19 protein-coding genes are annotated in these 20,721 nt (G+C 46.4%); 10 read left to right on the top strand and 9 right to left on the bottom strand.

All coding sequences use genetic code 11. The annotated features are described in order from the left end of the window. The first annotated feature begins 20 nt into the window (after positions 1-20). Together fbp and ppa are read left to right on the top strand one after the other, a co-directional pair. Positions 21-1,034 (top strand): class 1 fructose-bisphosphatase, encoded by a 1,014-nt coding sequence (gene fbp, locus RXX31_RS19105; RefSeq protein WP_317591285.1) that lies wholly within the window; start codon positions 21-23, stop codon positions 1,032-1,034. 114 nt (positions 1,035-1,148) lie between these two features. After that, positions 1,149-1,676 carry an inorganic diphosphatase gene (ppa, locus tag RXX31_RS19100; protein WP_317591284.1) on the top strand — a complete coding sequence of 176 codons (528 nt, stop codon included), beginning with the start codon at positions 1,149-1,151 and terminating at the stop codon, positions 1,674-1,676. 143 nt (positions 1,677-1,819) lie between these two features. Here the strand turns inward: ppa and RXX31_RS19095 are convergent, their stop codons facing one another. The 3 genes from RXX31_RS19095 to RXX31_RS19085 are packed head-to-tail and all read right to left on the bottom strand — an operon-like array spanning position 1,820 to position 7,806. Next, entirely contained in the window at positions 1,820-2,167 is a 348-nt protein-coding gene (locus RXX31_RS19095) for a gamma-glutamylcyclotransferase (RefSeq protein WP_317591283.1), read from the bottom strand. A gap of 30 nt (positions 2,168-2,197) precedes the next feature. Continuing rightward, on the bottom strand, positions 2,198-6,094 hold the full coding sequence (locus tag RXX31_RS19090; protein WP_317591282.1) for a translocation/assembly module TamB domain-containing protein: 3,897 nt from the start codon (positions 6,092-6,094) through the stop codon (positions 2,198-2,200). After that, positions 6,091-7,806, bottom strand: a complete 1,716-nt coding sequence (locus tag RXX31_RS19085; protein WP_317591281.1) for an autotransporter assembly complex family protein — start codon at positions 7,804-7,806, stop codon at positions 6,091-6,093. The genes RXX31_RS19090 and RXX31_RS19085 overlap by 4 nt, the downstream gene beginning before the upstream one ends. A 177-nt stretch (positions 7,807-7,983) precedes the next feature. On the opposite strand from RXX31_RS19085, the gene msrA reads away from it, so the two are divergent. Further along, positions 7,984-8,622 (top strand): peptide-methionine (S)-S-oxide reductase MsrA, encoded by a 639-nt coding sequence (msrA, locus tag RXX31_RS19080; RefSeq protein WP_317591280.1) that lies wholly within the window; start codon positions 7,984-7,986, stop codon positions 8,620-8,622. A 68-nt stretch (positions 8,623-8,690) separates the two neighbouring features. Here the strand turns inward: msrA and RXX31_RS19075 are convergent, their stop codons facing one another. Next, a complete protein-coding gene (locus RXX31_RS19075) occupies positions 8,691-8,894 on the bottom strand; it encodes a DUF1107 domain-containing protein (RefSeq protein WP_317591279.1) in 204 nt (67 codons plus the stop codon). A gap of 226 nt (positions 8,895-9,120) precedes the next feature. Here RXX31_RS19075 and RXX31_RS19070 point away from each other — a divergent pair, with 226 nt between their 5' ends. From RXX31_RS19070 to RXX31_RS19040, 7 genes are all read left to right on the top strand, one after another. Continuing rightward, positions 9,121-9,672, top strand: coding sequence for a YtfJ family protein (locus RXX31_RS19070; protein WP_317591278.1), 552 nt, complete (start codon positions 9,121-9,123; stop codon positions 9,670-9,672). Positions 9,673-9,817: 145 nt separating this feature from the next. Then, complete coding sequence (locus tag RXX31_RS19065; protein ID WP_317591277.1) at positions 9,818-10,141, top strand: DUF2607 family protein; 324 nt, start codon at positions 9,818-9,820, stop codon at positions 10,139-10,141. 107 nt (positions 10,142-10,248) lie between these two features. Then, on the top strand, positions 10,249-10,914 hold the full coding sequence (gene zrgA, locus RXX31_RS19060) for a zinc uptake protein ZrgA (RefSeq protein WP_317591276.1): 666 nt from the start codon (positions 10,249-10,251) through the stop codon (positions 10,912-10,914). Positions 10,915-10,966: 52 nt separating this feature from the next. Further along, positions 10,967-11,695 (top strand): ABC transporter ATP-binding protein, encoded by a 729-nt coding sequence (locus tag RXX31_RS19055; RefSeq protein WP_317591275.1) that lies wholly within the window; start codon positions 10,967-10,969, stop codon positions 11,693-11,695. Further along, positions 11,692-12,951, top strand: a complete 1,260-nt coding sequence (locus tag RXX31_RS19050) for an ABC transporter permease (protein WP_317591274.1) — start codon at positions 11,692-11,694, stop codon at positions 12,949-12,951. Before RXX31_RS19055 ends, RXX31_RS19050 begins: the two co-directional genes overlap by 4 nt. A gap of 4 nt (positions 12,952-12,955) precedes the next feature. After that, positions 12,956-13,453 carry a DUF3299 domain-containing protein gene (locus tag RXX31_RS19045; RefSeq protein WP_317591273.1) on the top strand — a complete coding sequence of 166 codons (498 nt, stop codon included), beginning with the start codon at positions 12,956-12,958 and terminating at the stop codon, positions 13,451-13,453. 332 nt (positions 13,454-13,785) lie between these two features. Beyond that, positions 13,786-14,691, top strand: a complete 906-nt coding sequence (locus tag RXX31_RS19040; RefSeq protein ID WP_317591272.1) for a TIGR03899 family protein — start codon at positions 13,786-13,788, stop codon at positions 14,689-14,691. 90 nt (positions 14,692-14,781) lie between these two features. Here the strand turns inward: RXX31_RS19040 and cysC are convergent, their stop codons facing one another. The 5 genes from cysC to cobA all read right to left on the bottom strand — a co-directional run bounded on the left by cysC (position 14,782) and on the right by cobA (position 20,684). Beyond that, entirely contained in the window at positions 14,782-15,399 is a 618-nt protein-coding gene (cysC, locus tag RXX31_RS19035) for an adenylyl-sulfate kinase (protein ID WP_317591271.1), read from the bottom strand. Between the two features lie 24 nt (positions 15,400-15,423). Continuing rightward, entirely contained in the window at positions 15,424-17,148 is a 1,725-nt protein-coding gene (locus RXX31_RS19030; protein WP_317591270.1) for an SLC13 family permease, read from the bottom strand. Positions 17,149-17,392: 244 nt separating this feature from the next. Next, positions 17,393-18,823, bottom strand: a complete 1,431-nt coding sequence (gene cysN, locus RXX31_RS19025) for a sulfate adenylyltransferase subunit CysN (protein WP_317591269.1) — start codon at positions 18,821-18,823, stop codon at positions 17,393-17,395. Between the two features lie 18 nt (positions 18,824-18,841). Next, positions 18,842-19,750: a sulfate adenylyltransferase subunit CysD gene (gene cysD / locus RXX31_RS19020; RefSeq protein ID WP_317591268.1), complete on the bottom strand. Its 909-nt coding sequence runs from the start codon at positions 19,748-19,750 to the stop codon at positions 18,842-18,844. Between the two features lie 58 nt (positions 19,751-19,808). Then, positions 19,809-20,684, bottom strand: coding sequence for a uroporphyrinogen-III C-methyltransferase (cobA, locus tag RXX31_RS19015; protein ID WP_317591267.1), 876 nt, complete (start codon positions 20,682-20,684; stop codon positions 19,809-19,811). Positions 20,685-20,721 lie beyond the last annotated feature (37 nt).

Here is a 20,721-nt window from a genome sequence, read left to right as displayed (position 1 = left end):
TGAAAATGTAAGGATTGACCATGTCTGGATTGCGCACCCTAGGCGAATTCATTGTTGAGAAACAAACGGATTTCCCCCACGCTAGTGGTGATCTATCATCTCTTTTAGCATCCATTCGTTTGGCAGCTAAAATCGTTAACCGCGAAATCAACGCTGCAGGCCTTGGTGATATTACTGGTGCTGTCGGCACAGAGAATGTCCAAGGTGAAGCTCAGCAAAAGCTAGACGTTTATGCGAACGATAAGTTTAAAGCGGCACTTGAAGCTCGTGACCAAGTTTGTGGCGTAGCCAGCGAAGAAGAAGATGAGGCGGTTGCATTCAATAAAGAACTCAACCAAAACGCCAAGTACGTTGTATTAATGGATCCACTTGATGGCTCATCGAATATCGACGTGAACGTTTCTGTCGGTACGATTTTTTCAATCTACCGTCGCGTATCACCAATTGGTACGCCAGCAACAGAAGAAGATTTCCTTCAGCCTGGTCACAAGCAAGTTGCGGCTGGTTACGTGATTTACGGCTCTTCAACCATGTTGGTTTACACAACAGGTAACGGCGTTAATGGTTTCACGTATGATCCTTCTATCGGCAGCTTCTGTCTTTCTCATGAAAACATGATGATCCCTGAAGAAGGCAAAATCTACTCAATCAACGAAGGTAACTACATTCGCTTCCCACTCGGTGTGAAGAAGTACATCAAGTACTGTCAGGAAAATGTACCTGAAGATGGTCGTCCATACACGTCTCGCTACATTGGTTCTTTAGTAGCAGACTTCCACCGCAACTTGCTAAAAGGTGGTATCTACCTATACCCAAGCACGCAAAGCCATCCACAAGGTAAACTGCGTCTGCTTTACGAGTGCAACCCAATGGCATTCCTAATCGAGCAAGCGGGTGGTATCGCTTCTGACGGCGTGAATCGCATCATGGACATCAAGCCGACCGAATTACACCAACGTGTGCCGTTCTTTGTCGGTTCAAAAAACATGGTACGTAAGGTCGAAGAGTTCCTTGAAAATAATCGCGACGAATAGACCTTTGTCCAACGCGGCAGGTGTTTACCTGCCGTGTTTTTGTCGCTAAAGTGAGTTGCGAATAAATCGTAATAAGATGAGGCCCCCTCATCCTCAATGAAAAGGAAGTTTCAAATGAGCCTAAACAATGTGCCAGCAGGTAAATCTCTGCCTGAAGATATCTATGTCGTTATCGAAATCCCTGCCAACGCGGACCCTATCAAATACGAAGTAGATAAAGACTCTGGTGCTGTATTTGTTGACCGTTTTATGTCTGCGCCAATGTTCTACCCATGTAACTACGGTTACGTGAACAACACACTGTCTCTTGATGGTGACCCTGTCGATGTACTTGTTCCGACTCCATACCCATTAATGCCTGGTTCAGTGATTCGTTGCCGCCCTGTTGGTGTGCTTAAAATGACGGATGAGTCTGGTGAAGATGCTAAAGTTGTCGCGGTTCCTCACTCTAAAATTTCTAAAGAGTACGAGCACATCCAAGACGTTGGTGACATCCCTGAGCTACTGAAAGCACAAATCACGCATTTCTTTGAGCGTTACAAAGAGCTGGAATCCGGTAAATGGGTGAAGGTTGATGGCTGGGCAGATGTTGAAGCCGCTAAAGCTGAAATCCTGGAATCTTACGATCGCGCGCAAAAATAAATAACTGCGAGCGGATACGACAAAAAAGAGCTGCAATTACGCAGCTCTTTTTTATGTCTAAACACCATTAGCTTGAGTAGATTTATCGATCTTCATCGTATGCGACTAACGTCGAAGTCATGATAAAACGACACGCAGCCAGACTAGACTCTCTGGCACCAATCCCCGGATGATATCTCATCGGTCAAATGCTCGGTATCCTGATAGATATAAATCCAGGCCTCACCAAATGGTGTACTGATACTCTCACGTCGGTACTCGACAGGAATGTCCTCAAGCTTATCGAGTGCAACCAGCGTATCGTCATCAATCATATACACTTCCCCCTGCACTGAGCGATGGCCTTCAGACACCCCTGGGTATGGCCCTAAGTCATACAAGGTATATTGAGCATCACTTTCATGAAGGCCAAGAAATTGTGCCGTACTCAAATAGTGATGATTGTATTCCCCTTTGCGTAACGTTCCGTATACAAAGACTAAATGCTGCATAACCACTCCTTAGCTATGAGTTACGCTCTGTTAATCAAACTCAAATTGATAGAGTAGGTCAACTGCGCTGTCGACACCAGAAACCGCTTCTAAATACAGATCCTGCATTAATCGGTAACGAACGGTGAATTCACCTAACGAGTTAAAGATACCGACACCATACTTCACCTGAAGACCCGGGAAAATGTAACCACTGACGGTCACCTGCGAATCATCTCCAGACCCGGCGGTATCTAGCTGCAAATCTTGTACGCCAAAGGCTTCACCTATCTGACCAACAACACGGCCACTTTTCGCCAGACTCAAGCCAATCAAGGTAGTGGTCATCGCATTACCGCCTGATTCAGCATCGATGTCCTGACCCCGTAATAGATAGGACAGCGCGTTAGCCTGCGCCATAGACGGTTGCGAGAAGATCTCCAAACTTGGGTCAGAGGCAGGGCCAGTAACACGGACCCCGGCGATCACATCATCTTGCGTGTTATCCGGATTACGAATAGCAGAAATCGATAGATAAGGTTCATCCGCTGGGCCATTCATCATAATTTTACCTTCATCAATGACCAGGTCCTGGCCAAATGAGCGGTAAGAACCATCAACGATGTTAACTTCACCGACGATAAACGGGCCTTTGTCTTTTTGGGTTACGTTGAGGTTACCCTGCAGGCCACCTTTCAGACCAAACGCCGAAAGCTGGAAGTCGTCGCCAATCTTGATGTTAATATCGGTTTCGACATTAAAAGGGACCGCCACAGTATCATCGACTGGCTGTAAGTTTTCATCAAGAATGACCAAGTCATTTGAGACACCAACCGCACTCGGTGGTAACTCTTCAACGACGATACGACCCCAAGGCAGATTAATACTACCTTGTACCTTAGCGAAGTTCGGTGTGACTTCGAGCGTCATGTCAGGTTCAACGATGATTTTCACCATTGGCGGCATATCAACTTTTAGCTCTTTAGCAAACACCCGAGCGTTGGTGCGCCAGTCTTGCAAATCCTGCCAATCGGCATCACCGGTAACTTCCAGTTTTCCGTCTGGTGTATTGATATCGGCATTCAGGTCAGCTTGATGGCCTTTAAAGTTAATCGCAACCTGACCCGAGTCGATATCAATTGGCGTTACTTCACCGTTAAGCTTAATTTGGTCAATCAGGAACTGGCCGTTCACCCTAGGGTGCATCACGTCACCAGATAGCGTTAAATCGGTATTCATATTGGCTTTGAATAAGCTGTACTGACCAATCAATGGCGCTAAGAAGTCCAGATGAAGCGTCGAGAGTGACACATTACCAGCAATCTCTGGCGCTTCTGCAGAAACATTAAGTAATGAAACCTTACCGCTTATATCACCATTGTCCGACACGTCCACCAGCCATTGTGCGTCCAGCTTGTCTTTCGCTAGTGCCGCAGTAAAGCTGACACTATCCCAACCAACAGTAACCGGTTGCTCCAGGGCCTGTTCCACCTGGCCTTGTGGCATATCGACATTCATCGTCACTTCTGGCTTCATGTTAGGCGCCCACTTGGCAAAAGCTTGCGCGTTCACTTCACCTTGCAGTTTCGTTTCTGCCGGTAATAGCGTCTTGATTTGGCTAAAGTCAAAGTTGTTCACCGCTAACTTCGCCTCACCACTTTTGCCGACACTGATGTTTTCCGATAAACACACACTCGAATCCGCTTGCAGCCAACAATGCGCCTCAACATCCGCGATCTGCTTATCGATATTGACCTTCACTGCTGTCGATTTTTGCAGAGCCCAAGGCCCTTGAACGGTATCAAGTGACAAACGCGTCAGCGCGCCATCCCAGATCATTTCTGGCTTCTGAGTAAATGCCCCTTGAATCTCCAGGCTGGTTGACACGATATCTGAGACCACATCCAAGGTGAGTTGATGCAGTCTCTCATCTCCCGAGACTTCGAGATCGGCACTGTCGATGTCAAAACTGTCATAGGTAATATTGTTAGCCACTAAGCTCACGTTGGCTTTTGGAGCGGGCAACGGTGATACATCCCCTTTTAACGTAACCGTTTCTACTTTGGCGAGCTGCTGCCAGTTTACTTGATTAACCGCGAGGTCCAGATTGATGTCCGGCTCTGTTAAACTACCTCGCACCGCGATTTTACCGTTCATATTACCGCTAAGATCCGGCACACTTTTCGCAAAGTCAGGGAAGTTAACCTCAACATCCATCAAGATTTGTTTATCAATCTTACCCTTGGCACTCAACTGGTTAGGACCATGAGCCAACACTAACCCCTGAGTGGTGAGCTGAATATCTTCGGCTTTCCCATTTGGATCAGACGCTTCTAATGTTCCTTTTACTTTTAGTGGGTAACCGCGTAAAACACCATCAATATCAAGCGTAGGAAGGCTAACCTGCCATCCGCCCTGTTCTGTCAGCGAACCTGACGTTGATAAACTACCGCTGATGTCTCCTTCCGCTTCCTGCCATTGCAGACCAGGCTGAATATTTTGCAGGTTGAGATCGGCTTGCCAGTTAATTGGCGCCGCCCAGTTAGCCATGACCTTACCCGACAGTTCGCCGCCTAAGGTTTTTACCACCAGACTTTGCAGATCAATCTGCTCTAATGTACCTTGACCGTTTAACGCCACATCAACAGCAGGAATGTCCTTGCCGGATGCTTTGGTTTCCAGCGCCACCTCGTAGCCTTCTAATGAGCCTTTAGCGGTAAGACTCGGTACGGCAACCTGATAGTCACTTTCACCCTGCAATGGCCACTGCGCTTCGACATTCTTCATGGTCACATCAAAGGGTAACTGCGCTTTCAATGGCTGAAGTTTGGCTTCGACTTCCGCTTTAGTCAGTTCGGACAATGAGGCTTTCAGTGCTAAGTCACCTGCCGAGCCCGATGCCGACAGCGACAACTTCTGTCCTTTCGCTTCGGCATGTTTCACTAGCGCATCCAGCTGTAGATTAAGAGGATAGTCCGCAGAAAGCGTCACTTGGGTACTCAGCGTAGCCTCGACTTCTGGCATATCGAGCTCAAGCGTTTGCAGATCAACACGATCACGTCCCGCTTTCGCCACCAAGCCGAGATGATGGACGATGACCGGCGTTTCGCCCGCTAAATTAAAGTTATCAATATCGAGGCGTCGAACATCGACTGTCAACGGAATCCAGATTTCAGGTAAAACGATATCTTGTGGCTCAAGATCGGCTGTTTCCGAGTCTGTAGTTTCGGTGGCATCAGTCTGGGAATCCGCCACTTCAGTATCCGCGTTCTCTGCAGTGGCACTCCCGGGCTCAACACTCTCACCTTCAGCTCCCTCGACGGCGGCAGTCTCGGCTTCCGCAACTTCTGTATCAGTAGATGTTTGTTCAGACTCTGCGGGAGCTAAGGCAACATTGATCTCTTTTAATGCCGTCGGCGCAATAACTAAGCGGTCGCCCTGCATCGATAATGCAGTCGAGAAATCCTGCCAATCAACCTGATTACCCAAAATATTCAGATTGATATCATTAAGACTGACTTTGTTGACGAAGATTGGTACTGGCGTACTGATTGAACGCAGTGGTGGCGTCTCTTCTTCTGGCTCTTCACTCGCAGGTGGAAGTTCCGGCATCTGGAAGTTGACGCCCTGCAGTGAAAGCTCATCGACACAGACTCTCGGATCGAAAAAGCAACGGAAGTTAACCGCCAATGTTAGCTGCTCGACTTTGGCATCAACATGCAGTGATTCATCAACAAAGCTGACGTTTTCCAATGCAAATCGTGGGAATAATGCACCCTGCACTTTCTCCACCTTCAATTGTGGCAGAGCTGTTTCTGCTCCCCATATGGCGAGCTTTAATCCAGGGTGAGTAAAGAGCACGGTTGAGACTAAAATGATGATCAACAACAGAAGACCAATCAAACCCAGCGATAGCCATTTGGTCCACTTAAACATCTTTTTCATCATAGTTCAGGCCCCAATGAGAAGTGGATACGAAATTCGTTCTTCTGTGGGTCATCCAATCCCCATGCAAAATCAAAACTGACCGGTCCAACCGGTGATGCCCAGCGAATACCGACCCCGGCTCCCGATTTCCACACGGGTGTATCATTAAATGCATCACCAATATCGTAGAAGGTCGCTCCCCACCAGTTCCCGGTAATACGGTATTGATATTCCAGCGTGCTGCTCAGGATATATTTTGCCCCGGTTAGCGCCCCACTTTCATCGACAGGCGAGATGGATTCGTAACCATAACCACGAATGTTGTTGTCACCACCAGCAAAGAAGCGCAACGATGGAGGCAGCTTATCGAACTCTTCCATAAAGTTAGCTCCGCCTTCTAAACGGAAGAGCCCACGATGGTTTTCTCCAATCCCACGTATCCAGGAGGTTCGGCCCAAAAAGCGAAAGACTCGGGTAGCAGACAAAACAGCTGGATCACCATATTCAAAAGTGATGGTTTGCTTATCGCCCCACATTGGCATACTGCCCCCACGAGTTCTTGTACGTGAGAACGTGGCCCCTGGCAGCAAGAAGTGCACTCCATCTTCTTGTAAACCCTGAGAGAAGTTTTCATACAAATGACGTACGTACAAGGTCTTACGCCAGCCGCCATCGACGATCCAGTGACGCTCTACCGCTAAATTCGACTCCAAACTCTGGGTATCACGGTTATCCACATGCTTTAAGCCAAACTGCAATTGGTAGTATTCATGTAGAACATCATCAAGCGGTATTTTGTAGCCAGCAGTGATGGTTTGTTCCGGCTGAGACAAGGAAAGGGCGGTGTCAAGACTGTGGCCTCGAGAGCTGATCCAAGGCTTTTTCCATTTCAAGGTGCCGCGAACGCCAGTATCGGTGGAATAACCGAGACCCGTTTCAATCTGGTTTTTAGCCGCTGGAGCAAGGGAGACTTTGACCGGCAAATCACGACCCTCATCGAGCATGGCCAGATCCGGCTCCACAAACACGGAAGAGAACCAGTCGGTATTAGACAGATTTTGGTTATACTCACCGACACTCGAGACTAAATAAGGTTCGCCCGCCTCAAACGGACTTAAAGAAGCCACACGCTCATCCCAAATCTGGCTGCCGGTAATATTGATGGAGCCAAAGTGATAACGGATGCCACTGTCATAATGCAAACGGATGTTCGCTTCATTAAGCGCTGGCACCACCTCCAAACGGCTGAGCAGATAATCCCCTTTGAAGTAACCACGCTGCAATGCCAAGTTGCGTATTCCCGACTTAAGACTGTCGTACTCGCTTTGATTTAAAACCCGACCTACTTTTAAAGGAGAGGCAGCAAGAAGGTCCTCAAAAGCCTCATCCTCTTGCGCTTCACCAGTAATCACGATATCCATAACTTTAATTTTGACAGGCAAGCCTTTCGCAATATCGATGATCAGTTCATCATTATTTTCTGTAACAGAATATGATATTTGGGCGTGATAGTAGCCAAGCGCGTTGAGTGCTTCAGTGATGCTTTCATCTAATCGCGCTTGAAAACGCAACGAAGTCGAGTAGTCATCTTCAGGAATCGAAGACAGATAAGCGTTAACATTTTCTTCTAACGCACCATCAATACCCTGTAGCTTAAGCGATACATTGGCAAAGACGTTATGGGAAAAGGCAAACAGGCCAACAACAATGATCGGGAGAGCTTTTTTTATCATGCGTTCTTTTGCTGCGTGAGATTCGTGAGATTAAAGAAACGTGTGTCATAATAACGCCAATTAAAGGCTAAGTCTGTAATATTAATAACTTTACCGTAGCCTTTGTAGATCCATGTTCACATTAAGACGAACCAGGAAAAGTTCGCCAATTTAAGACAACTTTAAAGGACGGATAGCATGCTCAACAAACAGACACTAATCAGTATAGAAGATGCTCTACCAGGTAGAGAGCAGCCGATGCAATTTGAAGATACCCACTTTGTTAATCACTCCAGCTTAACGGCACCACTGCAGCCTAACCAACAGCAAATTCTGTTGGGAATGGGTTGCTTTTGGGGAGCGGAACGCCTGTTTTGGCAACTGGATGGCGTTGTCTCCACATCGGTAGGATACTCTGGTGGGTATACAAAAAACCCAACCTATGAAGAAGTATGTACGGGAAAAACCGGACACACTGAAGTCGTGAGAGTCGTGTTTGATCAGCAAATCATCTCTCTGGAACAACTTCTGGCGACATTTTGGGAACGACACGATCCAACGCAAGGGATGCGTCAGGGCAACGATCTTGGTACGCAATATCGTTCGGCTATCTACACTTATTCGCAACAGCAGCAAGACATCGCAGAGCGTTCAAAATTTCAGTATCAACAAGCACTGAAAGAGGAACAAAGAGCTGCCATCACCACCGAAATCCAATCGGCAGGGCCATATTACTTTGCTGAAACGTACCACCAACAATACTTGGCGAAGAATCCTGAAGGTTATTGTGGTCTTGGCGGTACAGGTGTGTGCTTTCCACCAAGTTTACAAGGCTAATCCCGGCAGTAAACAACGAAAAAGAGCGACCTTAGTCGCTCTTCTATATCGCTTTATTTGTAACCAACTCACTGTACTTGTAGCGAAGATATCGCCTGATTCACTTCTTTGAATACCGAGAGTCTTTTCTGATCTTTTACATCAGGCAGAAGGACTTTACCATTGTCGAAATCAAAGTTGCCAACGCCTGCGATGAAAAACTGGCCTTTAAACAGCGTCTTTACAAAACGAGCCACCTGGAGTGGTCGATATACTGCGAATTCACGTAGCATAATTCACCTCAATTCCTTTGAGAAAACACAGATTGTCTATCCTTAACAATCTACTAGCGCAATTTGCGACCGACTTCATTTTAGCAAATCCTATTAACAACGCAAGATTGCACAAGCCAGTTTGTTAAACAAATGTTAACGAGCCGTCTGTAAATTTGCTTATTCTACTTATATACTGGCGAAATCCAGATGGTATCAAAACGCTCACTTGTACGGAATTAACCCTATGAAAATTAAGACTACTCTTTCACTTCTGTTGGCTCTGACCTCAAATCTTTCATTCGCAAATAACTTATCTATTGGTGAAAATGTTCCAAATGTCAGAGTCGCAGCTTATGGTGAAATTGTGATGCAGGGCGAAGGTGTTGCATACCAACCATGGGCCACACAGAACATGTTAGGCAAAGTTCGTGTTATTCAGGCGATTGCCGGACGTAGCAGTGCTAAAGAAATGAACGCCCCTTTGATGTCAGCCATTACAGCTGCGAAGTTTCCTCAAGAAAGCTACCAAACCACAACGATCATCAACCAGGATGATGCGATTTGGGGGACAGGTTCCTTCGTCAAATCTTCAGCGCAAGACAGTAAGAAAGAATTTCCTTGGTCATCAATGGTATTGGATGAGAGTGGCTTAGTGGCACAAGCTTGGGGATTGAAGGAAGAAAGCTCAGCGATCATCGTTCAGGATAAACAGGGTAAAGTACTGTTCACCAAAGAAGGTCCACTAGAACAAGACGAAATCACACAAGTGGTTGAGTTAATCAAACAAAGTATATAACCCGTGATAAGAGGCTCCTGTCTCGCAGCTTACTAGGATCAATTGCTACCTTAGTACCGAATTTTCCCTTAGTTAACAAAAGAGTGAACTTTTGCCATGAATGAGTGTTATATTATAACAGTCATTCATGGTGTCAGGCGCTAAAATGGTTCTCTTTAGGCAAGCCACATTTCAACATTGGTATCGTACTGTTGTCCTGTTCAGTACGACTTTGCTGATCGTATGGAATTTTGCCAGTATTTTTCACCAAATGGATGTGACGCCAGAGCACCATACACACCATCACTGTGAAATGTTTGCAGGGACTCACCACGGTCTGGCAAAAGCCCCGCCCACAGTCGCAGCCCAGACTTACACTCGACTCAAATTTCATGATGAGGTAGAACACTCGCTTCATAAAGAAGAAGTGCGCAGTTCTGCCCGCGCTCCACCTAATTTTGCTCAGTTATTCTCAACTCAAACCATTTAGTGTTATTAGCTCGCACATTCGCGATTTTTAACAATGTATTAAAAGACTTAATATCAATTGGAATGCATAATCATTCAAATTGGTAGACACAAAATTAGGAAAGTAAAATGCCATCTAAACACACTTTGGCTCTTGTTATCGGCTTGTCTCTATCTACAGCAACAATGGCGGAAGAATACCGTCAACACGACGCGCACATGCATGGCCATGTAGAGTTTAACATCGCCCAAGACGGCAAAGATTTATTAGTAGAAATCACGGCTCCTGGTGCTGACGTGGTTGGCTTCGAGCATGCGCCAGAGAACGCAGAGCAAGAACAGCAACTAAAACAAGCGGTAGCAAAACTGGAAGATACCAGTAGCTTGTTTACTATCAACCCACAAGCTCAGTGTGACATCGCAGATGTACATGTAGAACATACACTTGGTGGCTCACACGATGAGCATGAAGATCACGGCCATGATGAGCATCATGATGAACATAAAGACCATGATCATAGTGACCATGACGAACATGAACACCACGATGATCATACAGATCATGCGGACCACGATGAGCACGAAGGTCACGACCATGGAGCGGAAAGCAGTCATGGTGAATTCTCTGCGCAGTATCGTTTCAACTGTGAACAAGTTGGCGAACTGAGCACAATCAAAACCGCTTGGTTTAACCAATTCCCAAATACAGAATCCGTCAGCGTTAACCTGTTCACTGATACGACTCAGTCAGCGACTAAGCTTGGCAAAGACAACGCCGAAATCGTAATCAAGTAAACCGCATAGCGTGTAAGCACCCACTTACACGCTATCAATTTGGTGACTTTCTATGACTGATTCAACATCAAGCGTTGTTGAGCTCAATAATGCCCAGTTTATTTGGCCAAGTTCAGACATCGCTACCATCGACATCCCTCACTTGCACATCTCGCCCGGTGAGCATGTATTTATCAAAGGGCCCAGTGGATGCGGTAAGTCAACGCTTCTGGCATTGCTTACCGGTATTAATACATTGAGCGCGGGCTCTTTATCGGTATTAGATACCGACTTATCGGCCCTATCGGCAAGTCAAAGAGACAAATTTCGCGCCGATCATATCGGTTATATTTTCCAACAATTCAATTTATTACCCTATCTCAACGTGATTGAAAACGTATTGCTGCCCTGCCAGTTCAGCAGAGTAAGGCGAGATCGTATTGCGCCCAAAGCAAGCCATAAAGCATTAACAGAACAGGCGTCAGCATTATTAGAAAGACTGCACCTCCCGCATAGTCTGCATTCTCGTCCGGTCGCAGAGTTAAGCATTGGTCAACAGCAACGAGTCGCCGCAGCTCGCGCTCTGATGGGACACCCAGCGTTAGTGATTGCTGACGAACCAACCTCCGCATTAGATCATGACAACAGAATGGCTTTCATTGAACTGCTGATGGAACAAGCCAATCAAGTCAACGCGACATTGGTATTTGTCAGCCATGACCCGACTTTAGAGCCTTTATTTAACCGCACGATTAACCTGCCTGAAATCAACCAAGCGAATGCGTTAGGAGGTTTATCATGACTGCCGTAGTAAGCCTGGCCAGGAAGAGCTTGATGAACCGTAAAGCGACCGCCTTACTAACCATCATGACCGTGGCTATTTCTGTGGTTCTGTTGCTTGGCGTTGAGCGGATTCGAACTCAGGCAAAAGACAGCTTTGCCAATACGATTTCTGGCACTGACTTAATTATTGGTGGCCGTTCAGGTCAGGTAAACTTATTGCTTTATTCAGTATTTCGTATCGGCAATGCCACCAACAATATCGACTGGAAGAGCTACCAAGAGTTCAGCCAGCATCGCTCCGTTGATTGGGCTATCCCTATTTCACTGGGTGATTCCCATAAAGGTTTTCGTGTCATGGGAACCAACCACAGCTACTTCGAACATTTCAAGTATGGAAGTAAGCAACCACTTACTTTTTCTCAAGGCACTGAGTTCAATGGCTTATTTGAGACCGTGATCGGCTCAGATGTGGCAAAAACACTGGGCTATCAGATAGGCAGCGAGATCATCATTGCCCACGGCATCAGTGATGTAGGCTTTAGCCGCCATGACAACTTGCCTTTCAAAGTGGTGGGCATTTTAGCGCCAACGGGGACACCAGTAGATAAAACCGTTCACGTTTCTTTAGAAGCAATTGAAGCGATTCACGTCGGCTGGGAAAGCGGAGCTCGTTTGGGCGCAACACCAAAAGCGGCAGATTTAAATGCTGTCGACTTTCAGCCGCAGCAGATCACCGCCATGCTCGTTGGTTTAAAATCACGCATTCAAACTTTCGCCCTGCAAAGGCAAATCAACACTTACCCTAAAGAGCCGTTAAGCGCGATAATGCCTGGCGTTGCTTTACATGAACTGTGGGGAATGATGTCGGTCGCAGAGCAAGCACTGATGGCCGTTTCTGGATTTGTCGTCGTGGCTGGGTTACTCGGAATGTTGAGCAGCCTATTGACGAGTCTGCAGGAGAGACGTCGAGAAATGGCAATTCTAAGAGCGATGGGCGCCAGGCCGAGGCATGTGTTCTCACTGCTGATCAGTGAAGCCAGTTTACTGACGGCCGCGGGTATTATCGCTGGGGTAGCGGGCCTTTATTCCATCCTGACGCTATTGCAACCCATAGTGCAACAACACTATGGTATACATCTGACACTAAGCTTTCTTTCTTCATATGAATGGATGCTACTCGGTTTTGTACAATGCGCGGGGATTATAATTGGTTTCATCCCAGCACTACGCGCTTATCGACAATCTCTGAGTGATGGAATGACAATAAGGATATAAACACATGTGGAAAAAAATACTCGCTAGCTGCTTGCTGGTGATTTCTTTTACGGCCCCGGTCGTGGCAAGTGAAGAGCCATTGAAGTTAGACTGGCTTGATCTGGTTCCCGAATCAGAACGCAAATTGTTCGATAGTGTTGGCATGCCGTCGGCATCTGAACATAGCGGTGGTGCTGCACAGCAATCTAAGATCGGCGGTGTAAGAACAGAGCTGGATGGCAGCCTGGTTAAAATACCGGGATTTGTTATACCGCTAGAAGGTGATGCCAACACAGTGACGGAATTTCTATTGGTACCCTACTTCGGAGCATGTATTCACGTTCCACCACCACCACCAAATCAAATCGTTTATGTGAAGTTCCCAGAGGGAGCGCCTGTTCAGGAGTTGTGGGATGTGGTTTACGTCGTTGGTAAACTCAAAACGGAAGTCATCAGTCATGAGTTAGCCGAAACCGCTTATATGATAGAAGGGACTGAGATAGAAGCCTACGACGATATGTAGTCTGCTGTATTCTGCGATTTATAGATACACCAAAGGCGCCGCTTCGGCGCTTTTTTCATAGCAGAACTATGACTAGATAATGTAGCGAGACAGGTACGCTAATACACCCACATAGAGAATCAAAAGAAACGCCATCGACAGGTGCTTTTTCAGTTTACTTGTTTGCGATAACTTCATTGCGCCTCCAAAATAACGATAACAATTTTAACAATTCATTATCATTTTGGGTAGCTTAATTTGATCATATTTTAATAATCACTTTCTGGTCGTGAGACGGATTACGAGGTAAATTGGGGTAAGCGTTACTCATAACTCTCTGAGTAGGTACATAAATGGCAGAATCAGCAAAGCAAACTAGCGAAATGGTACACCAGCCTCACTCCCAGCAACATGCTAAAAACGACAAGAAAAACAGCTATATCAAAGACAGTGCCAGCCGAATTCATAATATTGCGCAAAATTATGGACTCGATGCATTACTTCAAGCTGATACTCCAAAGACGTCTGCCCTGGAAAGAGCTCAACTGCGTGAGAAAAGGCGTCAAGAGCAACGACAAAAGAACCTTGAACAGGTTTTAAAATTAGCTCATCACGCCTGCCGCGATGAAACGGCGGGTGAGCCAGAGCCGGATTGGTTGTATCGCTTTTTCGATATGGCACAAGATATTCACAACAGCTCGATGCAAAAGCTTTGGGCGCAGGTGCTCAAACGGGAAGTCACCAACCCAGGTTCAACTTCGATGAAGGCGCTTAAAGCACTCAAGGACATGTCACCCAAAGAGGCCCAAACACTGCAAAGAGCTGCCTCTTTGGCGTGTAGCTTTGGTGGTGATGGCAGCCGCAAGTTATTGATTGGTTATAAAGCCCATAACGGTATTTTCAGCTTTGGTAAACGGGATACTACCAGCAATCTGAACATGGGGACGTTCCATCTCCCATACTCCAGCCTATTGGTATTGATTGAGTTGGGACTGCTGCACAGTACTGAGCTCGAGTCAGGAGAAATCAGTGTTGAGACGCCCTTAATACTCTCGTACCAAGGTAAAAACTTGTCACTCCACGCCAACACCAAAGGAGTACGGTTGCTTTACTATCGATTTACCTTAACGGGCAACGAGCTGTGTAAGCTGCTTGGCAACAAACCTAACACAGAATACTACGACCAATTAATTGCACTTATAAATCATAAGTTTACTGTAAATACAGAATCACACAGTCGCGTAGACCACACCGTTTAGTTATGCTTTTAGAGCTTTTGGTCACCTATGTTCCAAAAGCTCTTTGAACACCTTTACGACCTTTTAGCCACCCATGATCTAAATGCTTATTTAGCGGATCACACCACGCTGTTTTAAGTCATTTACACACAGGTCCACCAGCTCATCGACGCTCTTTTCGCCCGCAGGCAAATCAATTTCTGGGTTTTCAGGTGCTTGATATTCTGAGTCAATCCCCGTGAAGTTAGGAATCTCTCCCGCGCGAGCTTTACGGTACAACCCTTTAGGATCACGGCCTTCGCAAACTTCCAGAGAAGCATTGACGAACACTTCAATAAACTCACCTTCAGGCAATAAATCACGAACCAGCTGGCGCTCTGCTCGATGAGGCGAAATAAAGGCAGACAGAACAATCAAACCTGCATCCGCCATCAATTTCGCCAGCTCACCAATGCGGCGAATATTCTCGCGACGGTCCTGCTCAGAAAAGCCTAAGTCACTGCATAAACCATGACGAACGTTGTCGCCATCAAGCAAATAGGTATGGTAACCAAGCTCAGCAAGACGATTTTCCAGTGCACCTGCTACGGTTGATTTGCCCGCTCCAGATAAGCCGGTAAACCAAAGCACTGCTGGCTTTTGTTTCTTTAAGTCAGCACGAAAATTTTTATCGACCGAGTGCTGATGCCAAACAATGTTTTCGTCTTTTACCGTAGTGTCGGCTGTCATAACGTATCCTTGTAAATATCGGAATTAAAACGGGAAGAAGACCGGAATGAGTGTCAGTACTAATACGGAATACACAATAGAAATCGGCACACCAATTCGCACATAATCGGTCAATTTGTAATTACCTACGCTATAAACCAACAAGTTAGTTTGATAACCGTAGGGAGAAATAAAGCTCGCACTTGCGCCAAACAATACCGCCATAATAAACGGCATTGGATCGACACCGTACCCTATCGCCATACTATAGCCGATAGGGAAAGAGAGTGCGGCAGCGGCGTTATTGGTGACTAATTCAGTTAACACCAGGGTCATGATATACGTCGCGACCAAGGCTCCAAAGACGCCCCAACCATTAAAGGCGTGGATAAACATCTCCCCCATCCTGATGGATAAACCCGAGGAGATCATCAACTGAGCAATCGAGAGCGCAGAGCCAACAATCACGACGATATCAATTGGAAAACGTCGGCGCAGCTCGGAAACTTGGATAATGCCAAATGCCATCAAAGCGATAATGTACACCGCGAGCCCTTTGATGATTGGTACCAAATCGAGTAATGCACAACCAATAACGGCAGCAAAACCCAGTAAGACGATAGAAGACTTATTTGCGTCGAGACGAGCACTCGAATCCAAATCATGCACCAATACGAACTCTTTACGGTGTGCACGACGCTCAGATTCAAAACGCTTACCTGGGACCAACACTAAGGTATCACCCGGTGCTAACTTGATACTGCCTAGTCCACCTTCTAGTCGTTCATGACCACGGCGGATCGCAACCACAACCGCATCAAAACGATCACGGAAACGGCTCTCTTTAAGGGTTTTGTGGCAAAAAGTAGCAGAAGAACTGACGACAACTTCACGGAAGTTTTGTCCATTTAAATGCTGGTGACCAAACAGAGTCAAACCAGGGATTTCCTGCAGCGTTGCCACACTCTCAACATCACCACAGAATAACAGGCGGTCTTTTGCATTGAGTACAAAGTCCGGCCCGACCGACGAAACAGTCTCGCCATCACGAACCACTTCCGCCAAGAACAGCTTACGCAGCGCACGCAAGTTATTTTCGCTGACGGTGCGACCGACTAATGGCGAGCCTGGCTCAACGCGTGATTCAAGGAAATAAGGCAAATCTTCCTGAGTTTGATCATCATAATTTGGCAGCAAGTAGCTCAGCGGGATCAAAATCAGTAACCCACCCGCCAATACGGCCAAGCCAATTAGCGTAGGCGTAAAAAAGCCCAGGCTCGGTAAACCGGCATCTTCGACAAAACTATTGATAATGAGATTGGTCGACGTACCAATCAGGGTCAGTGTGCCACCCAAAATAGCGGCGTATGACAGTGGGATTAATAGCTTTGACGGTGCATGCTGCTGATTTCGTTTAATCGCGCCAATCAGAGAAACCACAACAGCCGTGTTGTTGGTGAATGAAGAGAGTAACGCCGTCGATAGCCCCAACTTAGCGATAACACTGCCTAGCTGCCCTTCTGAGATGCTGCGACTGACCCAGCTGATGAGCAGGGTTTTTTCCAGGGCACACGACGCCAGTATAAGTAACACTAAGGTCAGTAATGATGAGTTGGTAAAGTTAGAGGCAATGGATGTCAAATCCATCATGCCAGCCAGAAACGAAATAAAGGCGGCACCAGCAAATACATGACTAGGCTTAATTTTCGTGACAAGCAAGCAAGTGATAATGCCAAGCAAAATCGCTAATACAAATCCTTGTTCCCACATAGCCTTTCCTTACCAAATAGCCCAATCAGGGCGAAAACAGCCACTGCACATCACGTGGTGCAGTGCGAGAAAATAAGTAACCAGAGCAAAGCAAGCGAAAAAGAAAGCCAGAATACTCACAATTCACTGAGCATTCTGGTTTCTGGGGGAATGAGCCTGACTGCATTTCGCAACTCAGTCAGGCTATCAACCTAAGCAGAGATAAGAAGAAGCCTTTGGTTCCTTCACTGCCCAGGTACACCATTTACTTTTTAAGTAACTGGTTTAGGTCTTTCGCTTCCCAATGTGGGAAGTGTTTACGAACCAGTGCGTTAAGCTCCAGTTCAAATGCAGAGATATCAGTCAAATCACGCTCTACCGCTGCCAGGCTTTCTTTCACCATGCCCGCACCAACAGTTACGTTAGTCAGACGGTCAATAATGATGAAGCCACCGGTGTCTGCACAATCTTGGTAATTATCCAGTGCAACAGACTCGTTCAATGACCACTCACACAAACCAATGCCGTTCAATGGCAATTCAGCTGCACTGTGAGTTGACAGGTTGTTAATGTCGTATTGATGACGAATCGTCTCTACGTGACCAACTGTTTTCTTACCCGCAATTTTAATATCGTAATCACGACCCGGTTGCAGTGGCTGCTCGGTCATCCATACGATGTCAGCAAGAAGATGGTTAGTAGACTCTAGGCTAGCGTCTTCCTTAACAATCAAATCACCACGGCTAATATCGATTTCATCAGTCAGAGTCAGCGTTACCGCTACGCCTGTACTTGCTTCTTCAATATCACCGTCAAAAGTCACGATGCTAGCAACCGTCGATGTTTTACCCGATGGAAGCGCCTTGACCTTATCGCCCACTTTCACAACACCAGAAGAAATCGTGCCAGCGAAACCACGGAAATCGAGGTTAGGACGGTTCACATACTGAACAGGGAAACGGAACTCACCCGTACCTTTCTCCTGGTCAACATCTACTGTTTCAAGCAACTCTAGTAGTGACGGGCCTTCGAACCAGTTTAGGTTGTCGCCTTTGTCTACCACGTTATCGCCTTCAAGAGCCGAGATCGGGATGATTTGAATATCAATATCACCGGTCAGCTTTTCAGAGAACTCAAGGTATTCATCACGGATCTGTTCGAAGCGCTCTTGCGAGTAATCCACCAAATCCATTTTGTTGATTGCAACAACAAAATGCTTCAAGCCCAGTAGGTTTGAAATGAATGAGTGACGACGAGTCTGATCAAGAATGCCTTTACGTGCATCCACAAGGATTACCGCCAAATCACACGTCGAAGCGCCCGTTGCCATGTTACGAGTGTACTGCTCATGCCCCGGAGTATCCGCAATGATGAACTTACGTTTCTGGGTTGAGAAGTAACGGTAAGCAACATCAATGGTGATGCCCTGTTCACGCTCTGCCTGCAGACCATCAACAAGTAGTGCCAAGTCAGGTTTTTCACCTGTTGTACCTACACGTTGACTGTCTGAGTGCACAGCCGCTAGCTGATCTTCATAAATTTGTTTTGAGTCATGGAGTAAGCGACCAATAAGGGTACTCTTACCATCATCAACAGAACCACAAGTCAGAAATCTAAGTAAAGACTTGTACTGGTGTTGTGTTAAATAGCCTTCGATACCAAGCTCGGCTAATTGAGCTTCAACTGCACTGTTCATTATCTTTCCTTAGATCCTTTAGAAGTAACCTTGACGTTTTTTAAGTTCCATCGATCCTGACTGATCATGGTCGATCGCTCGCCCTTGACGCTCACTCGATGTCGCTACCAGCATCTCTTCAATGATGCCCGTCAGCGTATTGGCTTCTGATTCGATCGCGCCGGTCAACGGGTAGCAACCTAAAGTACGGAAACGAACACTTTTCTCTTCTACTACTTCACCTGGCTGAAGCTCCATACGGTCATCATCAACCATGATCAACATGCCATCACGCTCGACAACCGGACGCTTGTCGGCAAGGTAAAGCGGTACGATCTCAATATTTTCTAGATAGATGTATTGCCAGATATCTAGTTCGGTCCAGTTTGATAGTGGGAACACACGAATGCTCTCACCTTTGTTCACCTGACCATTGTAGGTTTTCCAAAGCTCTGGACGCTGGTTTTTCGGATCCCACGTATGGTTCTTGTCACGGAATGAGTACACACGCTCTTTTGCACGTGATTTTTCTTCATCACGACGCGCACCACCAAATGCAGCATCAAAACCGTATTTGTTAAGTGCTTGCTTAAGACCCTGGGTCTTCATGATGTCAGTGTGCTTTGAAGAACCGTGAACAAATGGGTTACAACCCATCTCAAGACCTTCTGGGTTCTTATGAACCAAAAGCTCAAAACCGTATTTTTCTGCAGTACGATCACGGAACTCAATCATCTCGCGGAATTTCCAGTCCGTATCGACATGCAAAAGTGGGAACGGAATTTTACCCGGGTAAAACGCTTTACGCGCTAGATGCAGCATCACTGATGAGTCTTTACCAATCGAATACATCATGACTGGGTTTCCAAACTCAGCCGCAACTTCACGGATAATATGAATACTCTCCGCTTCGAGTTGCTTAAGGTGAGTTAAACGTTGTTGATCCATGTTTTGTATTTCCTTTTAAGCTTGAAGGCGCTGTACGTCTCTAATCTTTGATCTGAAATTATATGGAGTTGGCAATAGCACTTTTGTTGAATTCAGTACTAGACAAAAACCAGTCTAACTTTTGAGAAAGTCGAACCACTTCCCCTACCACAATTAAAGAAGGAGATTGAGCATCCTTCGATAAATCAGATAGTTGAGACAACTCTCCCGTAAATACTTTCTGTTCTATTTGTGTACCACGTTCAATGATGGCTATCGGTGTAGAGGCAGATCGACCGTGTTTAATAAGCTGATTCTGAATATAGTTTGATTTCATCAGGCCCATATAGATCACTAAAGTCTGATTACCACGTGCCAATGTTGACCAATCCATCTCGTCACTTTCTTCTTTCAAGTGACCGGTAACAAAAATGGCTGATTGAGCATAGTCACGGTGTGTTAGTGGAATGCCAGCATAAGCAGTTGCTCCAGCGGCTGCGGTAATACCAGGTACAACCTGAAAACGCACACCAGCATCCGCCAATACTTCTAACTCCTCACCACCACGACCAAACACAAATGGATCGCCTCCTTTCACTCGCACCACGCGATAACCTTGCTTGGCAAAATCTACCAGTAACTGATTGGTTTTCTCTTGAGGCACACTGTGGTGTCCAGCGCGTTTGCCCACACAGACTAAAATGGTATCGCTAGGGATCAATGCCATGATCTCTTCCGACACAAGGTAGTCATACAAAACCACATCCGCTTGCTGCAGACAGTTCAGTGCCTTTACAGTCAAAAGTTCAGGGTCACCCGGTCCCGCTCCTACGAGCGCAACTTCGCCAGGCTGCAACGAGCGCTTAGAAAAACGCGTTGTCCCAGCCAGTTGGTTATCAGAAACCAATCGAGGCTTTGATTTGGGAAAAGTGGTGACTGAATCTTTCGCTGCCATGTGTTTGCTCATCGTCCATAGATATCGGTATGGATGC

It is taken from the genome of Vibrio sp. EA2 (assembly GCF_033042495.1).
GTDB lineage: Bacteria > Pseudomonadota > Gammaproteobacteria > Enterobacterales > Vibrionaceae > Vibrio.
Note: the sequence above shows the minus strand (reverse complement) of the source record. Positions and strands in the feature narration are given on the sequence as shown.